This is a genomic window from Rhodanobacter sp. B2A1Ga4, assembly GCF_018101315.1.
In the GTDB taxonomy this organism is placed as follows: Bacteria; Pseudomonadota; Gammaproteobacteria; order Xanthomonadales; family Rhodanobacteraceae; genus Rhodanobacter; species Rhodanobacter thiooxydans_A.
Genome location: NZ_JADBJR010000001.1, coordinates 835,563 through 849,695, shown reverse-complemented (window position 1 = coordinate 849,695; position 14,133 = coordinate 835,563). Strand labels below are relative to the sequence as shown.

At 69.4% G+C, this 14,133-nt stretch carries 8 protein-coding genes; 2 read left to right on the top strand and 6 right to left on the bottom strand.

Annotation, left to right across the window (positions count from 1 at the left end; translation table 11 throughout):
- Nucleotides 1-83: 83 nt before the first annotated feature.
- Nucleotides 84-3,506 (bottom strand): glycosyltransferase, encoded by a 3,423-nt coding sequence (locus tag IMW82_RS03845; protein WP_211003897.1) that lies wholly within the window; start codon nucleotides 3,504-3,506, stop codon nucleotides 84-86.
- Nucleotides 3,507-3,726: 220 nt separating this feature from the next.
- A complete protein-coding gene (locus IMW82_RS03840) occupies nucleotides 3,727-5,154 on the bottom strand; it encodes a phospholipase (RefSeq protein ID WP_211003896.1) in 1,428 nt (475 codons plus the stop codon).
- 130 nt (nucleotides 5,155-5,284) lie between these two features.
- Between IMW82_RS03840 and IMW82_RS03835 the strand changes: the two genes are divergently transcribed.
- On the top strand, nucleotides 5,285-6,046 hold the full coding sequence (locus IMW82_RS03835) for a YdcF family protein (RefSeq protein ID WP_211003895.1): 762 nt from the start codon (nucleotides 5,285-5,287) through the stop codon (nucleotides 6,044-6,046).
- Between the two features lie 3 nt (nucleotides 6,047-6,049).
- Here the strand turns inward: IMW82_RS03835 and IMW82_RS03830 are convergent, their stop codons facing one another.
- The 4 genes from IMW82_RS03830 to IMW82_RS03815 all read right to left on the bottom strand — a co-directional run bounded on the left by IMW82_RS03830 (nucleotide 6,050) and on the right by IMW82_RS03815 (nucleotide 12,118).
- On the bottom strand, nucleotides 6,050-7,480 hold the full coding sequence (locus tag IMW82_RS03830) for an aldehyde dehydrogenase family protein (protein WP_211003894.1): 1,431 nt from the start codon (nucleotides 7,478-7,480) through the stop codon (nucleotides 6,050-6,052).
- A gap of 13 nt (nucleotides 7,481-7,493) precedes the next feature.
- Nucleotides 7,494-9,137, bottom strand: coding sequence for an acetolactate synthase large subunit (locus tag IMW82_RS03825; protein ID WP_211003893.1), 1,644 nt, complete (start codon nucleotides 9,135-9,137; stop codon nucleotides 7,494-7,496).
- Nucleotides 9,138-9,204: 67 nt separating this feature from the next.
- A complete protein-coding gene (xseA, locus tag IMW82_RS03820; protein ID WP_211003892.1) occupies nucleotides 9,205-10,554 on the bottom strand; it encodes an exodeoxyribonuclease VII large subunit in 1,350 nt (449 codons plus the stop codon).
- 97 nt (nucleotides 10,555-10,651) lie between these two features.
- Nucleotides 10,652-12,118: a phospholipase D-like domain-containing protein gene (locus IMW82_RS03815; protein ID WP_211003891.1), complete on the bottom strand. Its 1,467-nt coding sequence runs from the start codon at nucleotides 12,116-12,118 to the stop codon at nucleotides 10,652-10,654.
- 54 nt (nucleotides 12,119-12,172) lie between these two features.
- On the opposite strand from IMW82_RS03815, the gene IMW82_RS03810 reads away from it, so the two are divergent.
- Complete coding sequence (locus IMW82_RS03810; RefSeq protein ID WP_211003890.1) at nucleotides 12,173-14,125, top strand: acetyl-CoA hydrolase/transferase C-terminal domain-containing protein; 1,953 nt, start codon at nucleotides 12,173-12,175, stop codon at nucleotides 14,123-14,125.
- Nucleotides 14,126-14,133: the final 8 nt, after the last annotated feature.

Here is a 14,133-nt window from a genome sequence, read left to right as displayed (position 1 = left end):
CATTGCCGCCAGGGGCCATCAGCAATCTGTGCAACGGCCCGCGCTGGCGGAGCCGCTGGCGAACCAGTGCCCGCCGGCGTCGCTCATGATTTCAATTCCTCGCTGGCATTCACCGTCGCCTTGCGCTCCTGCTTGCCCCAGCCTACCGACGGACCGCGGATGGCGGTCCAGACCGAGCGCACCACCACGTAGTACATCAGCTGGCGGTAGCCGAAGCGTTGCAGCACCAGCCACCACAGCAGGCTCCACTTTTCCTTCTTCTCCATCGCGAACGCCAGCGCCGAAGCGCCGAGGTCGACCGCCATGAAGGCGGCGTAGAACGCCAGCATCCTGAGCAGGTTGGTGTCGTCGAACTGGGCGCGGTGCTGCAGGTAGTCCATGCCGGTGCTGACGATTTGCCACACCAGCACCAGGTCGACCAGTGGCGACACCACCGAGAACAGGATCTGGAACAGCCACACCTGCGGCAGCGCCACCGTGCCGAGCGCGCCGTAGCGCGGGTTGAAGGTGGCGTCGCGGTGTTTCCACAGGCATTGCAGGGTGCCGTAGGCCCAGCGGAAGCGCTGGCGGGCGAGGCCGCGAGCGGTGTCGGGCGCTTCGGTCCAGGCGATCGCTTCGGCATCGAACAGGGTGTGGTAGCCGGCCTTCTGCACCGCGATGGTGAGGTCCTGGTCCTCCGCCAGCGTGTCGGCAGGAAAGCCACCCAGTTGTTCCAGCGCCTCGCGCCGCCACGCGCCGACGGCGCCCGGCACCACGGTGATCGCGCCCAGCGCGGCGAGCGCGCGGCGTTCCAGATTCTGCGCGGTGATGTATTCCAGCGCCTGCCACAAGGTGATCAGGTTGATCCGGTTGCCGACCTTGGCGTTGCCGGCCACGGCGCCGACCTTCGGGTCGGCGAACCAGCGCACCAGCCGCGAGATGGTGTGCGGCTCGAACTGGGTGTCGGCATCCAGTGCCACCACCACCGCGCCGTTCGACTCGCGCAGCGCGGTGTTGACCGCGTGTGCCTTGCCGCCGTTGGGGATGCTGATCAGCCGCACGCGTGGCTCGCTGGCGTAGTGCTCGCGCACTACTGCCGAGGTGGCATCGGTGGAGCCGTCGTCGACCACGATCACCTCGAGGTTGGTGTAACGACTCTTGAGAATGCGGCGGATCGAGCTGACGATCACCTTCTCCTCGTTGTAGGCGGGGATCAGCACCGAGACCAGCGGCGGGTCATCCGGCAGGGTCGGAATTACGCGCCGGCGCTCCTGCCAGCGGTTGAACAGGGCGAGGCCGCCGAGCAGCAGCAGCCGGGCCACGCCCAGGGTGATGGCGGTGGTCAGCAGCCAGCCGATCAGGTGGCCGAACCAGCCCAGCGCGAGGAAGACCGAGCGGTCGGCCCAGCGCGATAGCGAGCCGGGCGGCAGCGACGGCATGGTTTGCTCGCGGGTGAGCCCGGCCAGCGTCGACACGGTGACGAAGTCGTAGCCCTTCGCGCGCAGCCCGTCGATGATCCGCGGCAGCGCCGCCACCGTCTGCGAGCGTTCGCCGCCGGCGTCGTGCAGCAGCACCACCTGGCCGGTGCGCTCGGAATTGCTGGCGGCGACCTGGGTCAGCACGTTGTTGACGATCTGGTCCACGCCGGGGCGCTGCCAGTCTTCCGAGTCGACGTGCAGGCCGACCGAGATGTAGCCCATCTTCTGCGCGATGCCGATCGGCACCAGCTCGTCGGCGGTGGTCGGTTCGGCATCGCCGAAGTAGGGCGCGCGGAACAGCCGCATCGAGTGGCCGGTAAGCGCCTCGAACAGGCGCTGGGTGGCGTTGAGTTCCAGCGACACGATGCCGGGCGGCGTGTCGCCGAGGTTGGGGTGGGTGAAGGTGTGGTTGCCGACGTCGTGGCCTTCGGCCACCTCGCGCTGCACCAGTTTCGGCGACATCTCGGCGCTGGCACCGATGATGAAGAACGTCGCCGGCACGTGCTTGGCCTTGAGGATGTCGAGGATCTGCGGTGTCCACTGCGCGTCCGGGCCGTCGTCGAAGGTCAGCGCGATCTTGTGCGGCAGCGTGCCGGCGCGGCGGATCACGTAGGAACTGGGCAGCGCGCTGTAGCTCTCGTCGTCGATGCTGCCGTCGTCCTTGTCGACCTCGATGGTGCGTGCGCCGGGTGACGGCTGCGCGGCGATTTCCAGCACCTCGCCCTGGCCCTGGATGTCGATGTCCTCGCCCTGGCCGATGGTGCGCAGCGCATCCGGTGCGGCGGTGCCATAGGGGCGGCCCAGCACCGACCACACCGAGGGGTCTTCCGAGCCCAGCCGCCACAGCGCGTAGCCGTACGGCTGGTAGTCGTCGGCGGCGTGGATCTGGTTGTAGGCGGTGACGCCATCGAGGAACCAGACCCGGTGCGTGCTGCCGTCGTCCTCGCCGTAGGAGAAGGTCGGGTTCTGCGTATCCGGGTCGAACGCAATAGTTGCCTGTGCGTCGCTGGCGCGGTCCATCGCGTCCTGGAAGGTCAGCGCCTCGGCGTTCTTGCCATGCGACCAGTCGTAGCCGTAGCTGCCGATCGCCACGATCACCTGGTTCGGGTCGAGCACCTTCATGCGCTTGTCGAGCGTGTCCTCGAACCAACCCTGGCCGGCGATGCTGCCGGGGTCCTTGCCGGCCCAGTGCTGGTCGTAGGCCATCAGCAGCTCGAAGTTCACGATGTCGGCGTAGCCGGCGTAGTCCCAGTCGGCATCGTCGAACGGCACCGACAGCACGATGCCCCAGCCATGGGGATCGAACGCGTCCTTGAGCTCGCTGAGGAAGGCCTTCAGATCCTTCTGCGAGGCTGGGGGCACATCCTCGAAGTCGACGGTCACGCCCTGGAAGTGGTTGGCGTCAATGAAGGCGACGATCTGCGCGATGCGCTCCTGGCGTACCGCCGGGTCGGCCAGCATGCGCGCCAGGCCGGGGCCGTCCCAGGCCATGTTCACCATGTTCTGCAGCAGCGGCAGGATCGGCGTGGAGGGCTTCTGCGAGCGGATCAGCTTCAGTGCCTTGGCGTCGATCTCGGTGTGCAACGCCATGTCCGGGCCGGAAACGTACATCCACGAGGGGATGACCCAGTCCAGCGTGGGCAAGCCGCGCTTCAGCGACGGGTAGCTGCTTTCGTCCCAGTTGACGTAGAAGGCAACTGCCAGCGGCCGCCCGGCCGGCTTGTCCAGCGACAGCGGCGGCGCGTGCCCGGAAGCCTTGCCGGCATGCGTGCGCGGCGGGTGCAGCAGTTTCTGCCGGGCGCGCACCTCGGCGGCCAGCCGCGCCGCCGGCTTCAGCAGCTCCGGTTCGGCGGCCTTCACGTTGGCCAGCGCGTGCCGGGTCCGGCTGTGTTCGCCGATGTGCAGGCCGACCATGCTGGGCCACACGAACAGGCTGGCCGCGCACGCCACCACGAACAGCGTGCTGATCACCGCGGCGGCCAGCGCCAGCCGCGAGACGTGGCTGGCCCGCCGGCCGGTGGGGTCGAAGAAAATCGGTTTCTTTTGCATGCGAGGGTCGGGCCGGCGAACGCCACAGGCGTGGCTCTGCGTGGGTCCCGGAACCGCCCTGGGCTGGCGCGGGTCGGGGATGCACAGTATCGCCGATATGAGCCCCTCCACGCGGCGGGCCGGCAGGGTCGGTCAGTTTGCGTTGGCTATCCGCTGGGCAGGCGCGGGCTCGCTTGCGGCGAACGTGCCGATCCGCGCGCCTTGTCCCGTACGGACCCGGTCAGCCGATTACCGGTCCCGCCACCGGCTTGCTGAAATCCTGCGGCGTCAGCGTCTGGGTCAGCCGGAACACGCCTTCGTGGATCTTGCGTGGCAGCACCACGTCGAGCACGGTGGTCTGATGCGGGCCGAGCATGGCGAACAGATCGTCGCTGGCGGCGCTTGTCGCCAGTGCATGGTGCACCAGGCCACCGAGGTCGAGCGGCTGCACGCTGGCGCCGTAGGGGCGGTGGCTGGCCACGGCGGCGCGCAGCGTCTTGCGGCTGTTGCGCGGGTCGGCCACGCGATCGTCGCCGGCGAGCAGGCTGTGGTCGAGGAACAGCGAGATGGTGGTGCGCTGCTTCGAGTTGGCCTGGCGGTCGAGCAGGAAGCCGGCTGGCAGCAGGTCGGCGCTGGCCTGCGCGCCGGCGGTGAGCAGGAAACCGGCGCCGGTCAGCGGTTCGCCGGCCTCGTCGGTCAGGCGCACGATCAGCAGGCTGCGCGGGTCGTGGATGTGTACGCGCGGGGCGAACGGGCCGGCCGGCTCCAGTTCCACCTTGTCGGCATCGCGCGCGGCGTTTTCGCGCTCGAAGGCGTCGCACAGGCGCTCGTAGTCGTCGACGCTGCGCACCTGCAGGCAGCGCAGGATCGCCTGCACGGTGGCCGGCGCGGCGCTGGCCATGATGCCCAGCTCGTCGCCGGAGTGGGCCGCACCGGCCACCAGCTTGAACGCGCAGCGCGGGCCGCGGCTGAGGTTCAGCATCAGCGTGTCGCTGCCGGCCTGCGGCGACAGCACGGCGTGGTGGGCATTAAGGTTGGCCGCGGCGATGCGCACCACGCCGTCGGAGCCGTCCTCGCCGGTGTAGCTGTTGAGGTGGTCGTACAGCTGGCGGTCGGGGCGGTCGCCGGTCAGCACGAACGGGAACTGCCCGCGCTTCACCGGGTCGTCGCTGTGGATGTAGTCGAGGTTGAGCGACAGTGATTCGGCGCTGCCCAGCTCCAGCCAGTCGAGGATGCGCTGGCCCGGCTCCACGCCGCCGAACCAGGCCTTCAGCCGGCCGAGCAGGCCCTTGCCCAGTTGCGCCAGCGCGGAGCCGAAGTTCGGCGGCGCCAGCATCACCAGGTGGCTGAGCCGGATCGTGCTGTGCGTGGCCGGCTTGTCGCGCTGCGCGCGCAGCCACTCGCGTACCACCGGGCCGCCGGTGGAGTGGGTGATGCAGGCGAAGCTGGCATCGAGCAGGTGCAGGTCGCGCAAGGCATGGTCGAACGCGCGCACCAGGTCGGGCATGGTCACTGCGTCGTTGAAGCTCACGTATTCGGACAGCCACAGGTCGGCCAGGGTCAACGAGAGGCCAGCGGCGGACGCCTGTTGCTGCAGCTGCTGCGGCAGCTGGCCGTAGGTCGAGGTGCTGGTGACGCTCCAGCCGTGGACGAAGACGAGGGTGGTCATGGCTCAGCTCCCGTGCAGAGGTTCGGTCCGTCGAAGGCTTGTTGCTGCGGGTTTGTGGTGCATCGCGATCCGGCCGTGCGGCGCATCGGCATAATGGCACCGGTATTCCGCCATCTCCACCGGCCTGGTCATGACCTTGAATGTGCTGCTTGCCCTGATTGCGCTGGCCGTCGTGCTGGCCTGCCTGAAGTGGCGCCGCTGCAGCCGCGTGCTGCTGGGGTTGGCGCTGATCGTGCTGCTGGCGGTCGGTTGCGGGCCGGTACCGCGCTGGCTGCTGGCGCGGCTGCAATCGGGCCATGCGACGACCGCAGCGATCGACTGGGGCCAGCGCAACGTGATCGTGCTGCTGGGCGCCGGCACCGTGCGCGTGGCCGGCAGCGGCGAGGTCGAGCCCAGCCTGTTCGCCTACGGCCGCATCGGCAAGGCGGCGCAGCTGTATCGCACATGTCGGCAGGCCGGGCGCGAGTGCAAGGTCGAGCTAAGCGGCGGCGACGCGCGCGGACTGGGCCGGCCGGAGGCGGCGGTCTACGCCGGCGAGCTGCAGCGGCTCGGCGTGGATACCGCCGACCTGCTGCTGGAATCGCGCAGCATGAACACCTGGCAGAACGCGCAGTTCAGCGGCCCGCTGCTGAAAGCGTACGGTGCCGACCGCGTGCTGCTGGTGTCGTCCGGCTTCCACCTGCGCCGTGCCATGCTGTACTTCATGCACTTCGGCATTCATGCCGTGCTGGTGCCAGCCGATCACGTCGACGGCGTGCTGTCCTGGCTGCCGCTGTCGTACAACTTCGCCATGGCCGACCTGGCCCTGCACGAGTACGCCGGCATCGTGCGCTATCACGTCTACAACGCGATGGGCTGGAACGTCACGGCCACGAAACCCGGCGCGCTGTAATCATCAGACTTCCCGCATCACCATCAGGCGGATCTCGCTCATGTCCTCGATCGCGTAGCGCACGCCCTCGCGGCCCAGGCCGGACAGCTTCACGCCGCCGTACGGCATGTTGTCCACGCGGAAGCTGGGGATGTCGTTGACGATCACGCCGCCCTGTTCCAGTTCGTTCCACGCGCGCATCGCGTGGTCGAGGCTGTCGGTGAAGACGCCGGCCTGCAGGCCGTAGTCGGAGTCGTTGACCAGCGCGATGGCGTCGTCGAACTCGTTGAACGGAGCGAGCAGGGCGAACGGACCGAACGCCTCCATGCGGTTTGCCCTGGCGTCGGCGGGCACGTTTTCCATCAGGGTGGCGTCCAGCATGTTGCCGCTGCGCTTGCCACCGCAGAGGATCCTGCCGCCGGCCTTCTTCGCTTCGAGGATCCAGCCGTGCAGGCGCTCGGCAGCGGCTTCGTCGATCATCGGGCCGAGGAACACGCTCTTGTCTTTCGGATCGCCGGCCTTGAGTTTCTTCGTGGCGGCGACCAGCTTGCGCTTCAGCGCGTCGTAGATGTCGGCATGGGCGTAGATGCGCTGCACGCCGATGCAGCTCTGGCCGGACTGGTAGAACGCGCCGAAGATCAGCCGTGCGACCACCTTGTCCAGCTTCGGGCCCTGGTCGGCGTCGACGATGCAGGCGGCGTTGCCGCCAAGCTCCAGCGTCACCTTCTTGTGCCCGGCGCGTGCCTTCAGCTCCCAGCCGATCTGCCCGCCGGTGAACGAGAGCAGCTTGAGGCGCGGGTCCTCGACCAGCGGTGCGGCATGCGCGCCGTCCAGGGTGAGGATCGAGAACGCACCTTTCGGCAGGTCGGTCTCGGCCAGCACCTCGCCGATGATCAGTGCGCCGATCGGAGTTTTCTCCGATGGCTTGAGCACGAACGGACAACCGGCGGCGATCGCCGGCGCCACCTTGTGCGCGACCAGGTTCAGCGGAAAGTTGAACGGCGTGATGAACGACACCGGTCCCAGCGGCACGCGTTTGGTGTAGCCGTGATAGCCGTCCAGACGGCTGGCCAGTTCCAGGTTGATCGTCTCGCCGTTGATGCGCACGGCCTCCTCGGCGGCGATGCGGAAGGTCTCGATCAGCCGCGTCACTTCGCCCGCCGCATCCTTGATCGGCTTGCCCGCCTCGATGCACAGCGCCTCGGCCAGCTCGTCGCGGCGTTCGGCGAAGCGCTGCGCACAATGCTGCAGCACTGCCTGGCGCGCCCACGGCTTGTACTCGCGCATCGGCCTGGCCGCCTTCACCGCGGCGGCGATCGCCTTCTCGGTGGCTTTTGCGTCCGGCACGGCGACGCGCGTGGCGAGCTTGCCGCTGTACTTGTCGCGCACGTCGAGCATGTTCTTCGACGTTTGCGGCTGGTTGGCGAGGTAGTAGGGATAGGTCTTGTCCAGCATGGGGGTCTCCGGGTCAGACGGCCGCGCTCAGTCGACGGATTTCCTCGTCGAGGATGCGGTGGTTGTCGCTGTAGTCGATGGCAAGGTCGATCAGGTGCACGCCGCCTTGCGCGTAGGCGCGCTGCAGTGTCGGCAGGAACTCGTCAGCGCTGGCCGGGCGGTGGCCGTGCGCGCCATGCGCTTCGGCGAACAGCACGAAATCCGGATTGCCGAACTGCATGCCGTAGTCGGCGTAGCCCATCTCGGCCTGCTTCCAGCGGATCATGCCGTAGGCGTCGTCGCGCAGCAGCAGGATCACCAGGTCGAGCTTCAGCCGCACCGCGGTTTCCAGTTCCTGCGCGTTCATCATGAAGCCGCCGTCGCCGCAGATCGCCAGCACCTTGCGCTGCGGGTACACCATCTTCGCCGCCATCGCCGAGGGCAGGCCGGCGCCCATGGTGGCCAGCGCGTTGTCCAGCAGCACGGTGTTCGGCTGGCGCGCGCGGTAGTAGCGGGCGTACCACAGCTTGTACATGCCGTTGTCCAGGCACAGCACGCCGTCGTCGGGCATGCAGCGACGGGTGTCGGCGACGATGCGCACCGGGTGCATCGGGAAGCGTGCGTCGTCCGCGTGCTCCTTCAGCTGCGCGTGGAAGGCGTGGCGCACCTTGTCGAACCAGGCGAAGTCCCAGTGCGCTTGCGGCTCCAGCGCATCGGTGAGCCGCTCGACTGTATGCGCAATGTCGCCGACCACCTCGATCTGCGGGAAGTACACGGTGTCCACCTCGGCCGAGGCGAAGTTGATGTGGATCACCGTGCGCCGGCCTTTCTGCATGAAGAACGGCGGCTTCTCCACCACGTCGTGACCGACGTTGACGATCACGTCGGCGGCGTCGATCGCGCGGTGCACGAAGTCGCCGTCCGACAGCGCGGCGTTGCCCAGCCACAGCGGGTGGTCCTCGTCGACCACGCCCTTGCCCATCTGGGTGGTGAAGAACGGCAGGCCGAGCTTGTCGATGAACGCGCGCAACGCCACTGCGGTGCGTTGCCGGTTGGCGGCGGCGCCGATCATCAGGATCGGCTTCCCTGCATTGCCGATCGCTTCGGCCGCCTGCACCAGTGCGGCATCGTCGGGCGAGGGACGGCGCGCGTATCCGGTGGGCAGCAGGATCGCGTCTTCGACGTCGTCGCGTGCGATGTCCTCCGGCAGTTCCAGGTGCACCGCGCCGGGACGCTCCTCCTCGGCGCGGCGGAACGCCTCGCGCACCCGCGCCGGAATCGTCGGCGCGGACACCAGCTGGCGCGTGTACTTGGTCAGCGGCTGCATCATGTCGACCACGTCGACCAGCTGGAACAGGCCCTGCTTGTGCGTGCGGATCGGTTTCTGGCCGGTGATCATCAGCATCGGCATCGCGCCGAGCTGGGCGTAGGCCGCCGCGGTGACCAGATTGGTGGCGCCGGGTCCGAGCGTGGCCAGCGCCACGCCGGCCTCACCGGTCAGGCGGCCCCAGGTCGCGGCCATGAAGCCGGCGGCCTGTTCGTGGCGGGTCACGATCAACCGGATCGATGATTCGCGCAGCGCTTCCACCAGGTCGAGGTTTTCCTCGCCGGGCACGCCGAAGATGCAATGCACGCCCTCGGCCTCGAGGGCCTTCACGAACAACGCCGCCGCCTTCATGCATCGCCTCCGTGGGAGAGGCGTGAAGGATGCGGGCCGCGGCGTTCAGTTTGCGTGAGCGGGGCGGTCAGTCGTCGCTGACCCGCAGCGGCAACTCGCCGTCGGCGAGGCGTGCGCGCAACCGCGTATCCACGGCGACACCTCGGGCCGAGCGCAACACCTGGCCGTCCGCCTCGAACAGGATCGCGTAGCCGCGTTCGAGCGTGGCCAGCGGGCTGACCGCGTGCAGTGCATGGCCGGCGTGGCGCAGCGTCGTCTGCCGGCGTTCGAGGATGTGCGTGATCGCGCGGCGCAGGCGCTGATCCTGTTCGGCCAGCCGGCGTGCCAGCAGCGACAGGCGCGCACGCGGATGCTGCGCCAGCAGGCGCGCGTGCAGGCGCTCCAGTCGCGTGTGGCGCCGCTGGCCTTGTTCGCGCAGCACGGCAATCAGGCGGCGTTGCAGGTGCTGCAGCCGTTCGCGGTCGCGCTGCAAGCGCGCTTGTGGCCGCTGCGCCTGCAGTCGCGCCAGCAAGTGGTCGACGCGTTGCGAATGCGCCTGCAGCTGGCGTTGCTGCAAGGTGGCCAGGCGTTGCTGCAGCTGGCGCAGGTGGCGATCGACCGCCACCGCGTCGGGCACCAGCAATTCGGCGGCGGCCGAGGGCGTGGGTGCGCGCAGGTCGGCGACGAAGTCGGCGATGCTGAAGTCGATCTCGTGGCCGACCGCGGAGACCACCGGCACCGCGCTGGCGTGGATCGCCCGCGCCACCGCTTCCTCGTTGAACGCCCACAGGTCTTCCAGCGAACCGCCGCCGCGGGTCAGCAGCAGCACGTCGTAGCGTGCGCTGGCCGAGGCCTTGCGCAGCATCGCCACGATCGCCGGCGGCGCCTCGCGGCCCTGCACCGGCACCGGCAGCACTTCCACCTCGGCCAGCGGCCAGCGCCGGGCCAGCACGCTGAGCACGTCACGGATCGCCGCACCGGTGGCCGAGGTGATCACGCCGATGCGCCGCGCGTAGACGGGCAGGGCGCGCTTGCGCGCCGGGTCGAACAGGCCTTCGGCGTCGAGCCTGGCCTTGAGCTGCTCGAATTCGCGCTGCAGCGCACCTTCGCCGGCCGGCTCCATGTATTCGGCGACCAGCTGGAATTCGCCGCGCGGCTCGTACAGGCCAACCTTGGCGCGCAGCAAGACCTGCATGCCATCGACCGGGCGGAAGCGCAGCGCGGACGCCTTCATCTTGAACATGGCGCAGCGCACCTGGGCGCCGCTGTCCTTCAGGGTGAAGTACAGATGGCCCGACGCCGGCTTGGCCACGTTCGACAGCTCACCCTCGATCCATACCTGCGGCAGCGCGTCGCCCAGCAGGTCGCGCACCAGCCGATTGAGCGAGCTGGGGGTCAGTACATGGCGTGGCGTGGTGTCGTCGAACGGCGCGGACATAGGGGCGCGAGCCTAACATGCGCGTTGTATCAAGTTGTGAGAAAACATCCGCTTGACACGGGAAGCGCAGGGAAAGCCTGAAGAGGACGGGCCGGCCTCACTCGTCATCCGCGTCGCGCAGTTCGCGCCAGCGACGTTTGCGCGCGCGCCAGCTGCGGATGCCCAGGTTCAGCGCGAACCAGGCAGCGAGGGCGCCGAACGGCCAGCCGATCCACGCCGGCCACGCGAACGCGACCACCGCCAGCACGATGAGCACGATCGTGCCGATCACCAGTGAGCCGCTGCCGGTGTCGTCGAGCACGCGCCGGTTGGCCAGTGCGGCGCCGACGCTGTTGGCGATGCGCAGCGCGCCGGCGGCGGCGCGGCCGGAGCTGCCGCCGCCGTGGCGTACCCGCGGCGGCCGCGTTTCGCTGCTGCACACCTTTTCGCGGCTGCCGTTGCCGTGCCGGCGCCGGCGCGAGGCCAGCACGATCTCGGTGGCATTGCCCAGGTCCTGTTCGTATTGCGCGGCGAGCTGGCCGGCAAAGCCGGCGTCCTCGACCGCCACGTCAAGCTCGCGGTTGCCCAGCCAGCTGGCGATGTTGAGGTTGGACGAGCCGACCCGCGCCCATTGGCCGTCGGCCACCGCGGTCTTGGCGTGCAGCATCGAACCGTTCCATTCGAACACGCGGATGCCGGCCTTCAGTAGCGGCCGGTAGCCCGAGCGCGAGATGCCGGCCACCACCGGGATGTCGCTGCTGCCGGGTACCAGCAGGCGCACGTCCACGCCGTCGCGCGCGGCGGCGACCAGCGCCTGCACGTACGGCGCCAGGCCAACGAAGTAGGCGTCGGTGAGCCACAGCGTCTTGCGCGCCATCGCGGCGACCAGCTGGTCGAGCCGGTACATGCCGGCGGTGGCCGGCTGGGTGGCGATCAGCCGCAACGCCACGTCGCCAGCCGGCGCGGCCGGCTCCGCGACGGTCGGCAGCTGGCGCAGCGCCGCGCCGGTCTCGCCCCAGCTCTGCGCGAACGCGGCCTCCAGCTCGGCCACCGCCGGGCCGCGCAGCGCCACGCCGGTGTCGCGCCACGGTGGCACGCCGCGTGCCGGGTCGCCCAGCCATTTCGCACTGATGCACACGCCGGACAGGAAGCCGAGCACGCCGTCGACCACCAGCAGCTTGCGATGGTCGCGGCTGATCCAGCCCAGCGGTTCGCCCAGTTGCGGCGGGTTGAACACGCGTACCTCGCCGCCGGCCGCGCGCAGCGGCGCCCAGAACGCGCCGCGCGACTGGCCGAGGCAGCCGAGCCAGTCGGCGACCACCGCGACGAACACGCCCGCCCGGGCGCGTTCGACCAGCGCATCGCGGAAGGCGCGTCCCACCGCGTCGTCGCGGATGATGTAGTTCTCCAGCAGTACGCGCTGGCGCGCACCGCAGATGGCCGCCAGCCAGGCTTCGTAATGGGCGGCGGCATCGATCAGCAGATCCACCGCGTTGCCGCTGAGCAGCGGCGCGCCGGCGGCGCGACTGAGCGCCTGTTCGGCCAGCAGGCGGCTCCGGGTGGCAGGGATCAGTGGCGTGGGCATGGCCCGAGTGTAGGCGATGGCTTGTCGACGCGCCGACGTCGCGGGGCTTCTGGCATGATCGCGCGCATGCCGATCGAGCACCGTTACGCCGACACCGAGGCCTGCGCGCGCCATCTTGCGCACGCACTGGGTCCGCACCTGCGCATCGCCGCGCCGCTGGGCCTGGGCAAGCCGCATGGCTTGCTCAATGCGCTGTACCGGCTGGTCGCCGCCGACGCCGGGCGCTCGATGCGCCTGTACACCGCGCTGTCGCTGACCCGGCCGCATCCGGCGCCGGGGCTGGAGCAGCGTTTCCTCGGGCCGTTCGTCGAACGCCACTTCGGCGCCGACGCGATCGACCCGCAGTACGCGCTCGACCAGGCACGCAATGCGCTGCCCCCGAACGTCGAGGTGCACGAGTTCTACATGCAGTCCGGCGCGCTGCTGCATTCGGCCAGCGCCCAGCGCAACTACATCAGCCAGAACTACACCCACGTGGCGCGCGACCTGGCGGCGCAGGACATCAACCTGCTGGTGCAACTGGTGGCGCGGCGCGAAGGGCCGGACGGCGTGCATTACAGCCTGTCGTGCAACCCTGACCTGACCCTGGATTTCCTGCGCCAGGCGCAATCGAGCGGCCGGCGGCCGCTATGCGTGGCGGTGGTGCATCCGGAGCTGCCGTACCTGGGCGGCGATGCCGAGGTAGCGGAAGCGTATTTCGACGTGGAGCTGCGCCCGCAACATTCATCGCGGCTGTTTGCGTTGCCGCGGTCGCCGGTGGATCTCGTCGAATACGCGCTGGGCCTGCATGCCAGCGCGCTGGTCAGGGATGGCGGCTGCCTGCAGATCGGCATCGGCGCGTTGTCCGACGCGCTGGTCAAGGCGCTGCTGTTGCGCCAGCACGACAACACCCAATGGCGGCGCGCGCTGGTGGCGCTGGACCCGGGCGGCGCCACCCACGCACTGGCCGGCCAGCTGGGCGGCCTGGCGCCGTTCGGGGCCGGCCTGTACGGCGCCAGCGAGATGGTGATGGACGGCTTCATGCACCTGCAGCGCGCTGGCATCCTGAAACGGCGCAGCTGGGACGACCTGGCGCTGGAACGCGCCGCCGCGGACGGCCGCCTGGACCCGGCCACGCCGGGCGGACACTACCTGCGTGGCGCGTTCTTCCTCGGTTCGCGCGAGCTGTACGACTGGCTCGACGCCACCGAGGCGGCCGATCCGGACGCGATCGACATGTGCGCGGTGTCCAACGTCAACCAGCTGTACGGCGACCACCAGGCGCTGGCGATGCTGCAACGGCGCGGCGCGCGTTTCTTCAACACCTGCATGATGGCGACCCTGCTCGGCGCGGCGGTGTCCGACACACTGGAGGACGGCGCCGTGGTCAGCGGCGTTGGCGGCCAGTACAACTTCGTGGCGATGGCGCACGAATTGCCGGACGGTCGTTCGGCGCTGCTGCTGCGTGCCACCCGCGAGAGTCGAGGCGGGATCGAGAGCAACATCCGCTGGAACTACGCCCAGGCCACCATCCCGCGCCACCTGCGCGACATCGTCATCACCGAGTACGGTGTTGCCGACCTGCGCGGCAAGAGCGATGACGAGTGCGTCGAGGCGATGCTGTCGATCGCCGATGCGCGCTTCCTCGACGCGCTGTGCGCGCAGGCCAAGGCGCACCGCAAGCTGGCCGCGGATTTCGTGATACCGGAAGCCTGGCGCCGCCATCGCCCGGACCACCTGCATGAGGTGCTGGCACCGTTCCGGCAGAAAGGCCTGCTGCCGACGTTTCCGTTCGGCAGCGATTTCACCGGGGTCGAGCAGCGCCTGCTGCCGGCACTGGAATGGCTGAAATCCTGCAGCGGCAACTGGCGCGGCAGATGGCGATTGCTGGGCGCCGTCGTGCGTCCCGGCGAGGTGGCTGCTGGCGAGGGCGAGGCGCTGGCGCGGATGGGCCTGGACGCGCCGGCAAGCGTGTCCGAACGCGTGCAGCAACGCCTGCTGCAAGCCGCCTTGCGCCGCAAGCCGTAGGAGTCTGC

Excerpts from the sequence above, each read along its gene's own strand:
- IMW82_RS03815 (WP_211003891.1), bottom strand. The coding sequence starts at position 12,118 with ATGCCCACGCCACTGATCCCTGCCACCCGGAGCCGCCTGCTGGCCGAA.
- xseA (WP_211003892.1), bottom strand. The coding sequence starts at position 10,554 with ATGTCCGCGCCGTTCGACGACACCACGCCACGCCATGTACTGACCCCC.
- IMW82_RS03845 (WP_211003897.1), bottom strand. The coding sequence starts at position 3,506 with ATGCAAAAGAAACCGATTTTCTTCGACCCCACCGGCCGGCGGGCCAGC.
- IMW82_RS03835 (WP_211003895.1), top strand. The coding sequence starts at position 5,285 with ATGACCTTGAATGTGCTGCTTGCCCTGATTGCGCTGGCCGTCGTGCTG.
- IMW82_RS03830 (WP_211003894.1), bottom strand. The coding sequence starts at position 7,480 with ATGCTGGACAAGACCTATCCCTACTACCTCGCCAACCAGCCGCAAACG.
- IMW82_RS03840 (WP_211003896.1), bottom strand. The coding sequence starts at position 5,154 with ATGACCACCCTCGTCTTCGTCCACGGCTGGAGCGTCACCAGCACCTCG.
- IMW82_RS03825 (WP_211003893.1), bottom strand. The coding sequence starts at position 9,137 with ATGAAGGCGGCGGCGTTGTTCGTGAAGGCCCTCGAGGCCGAGGGCGTG.
- IMW82_RS03810 (WP_211003890.1), top strand. The coding sequence starts at position 12,173 with ATGATCGCGCGCATGCCGATCGAGCACCGTTACGCCGACACCGAGGCC.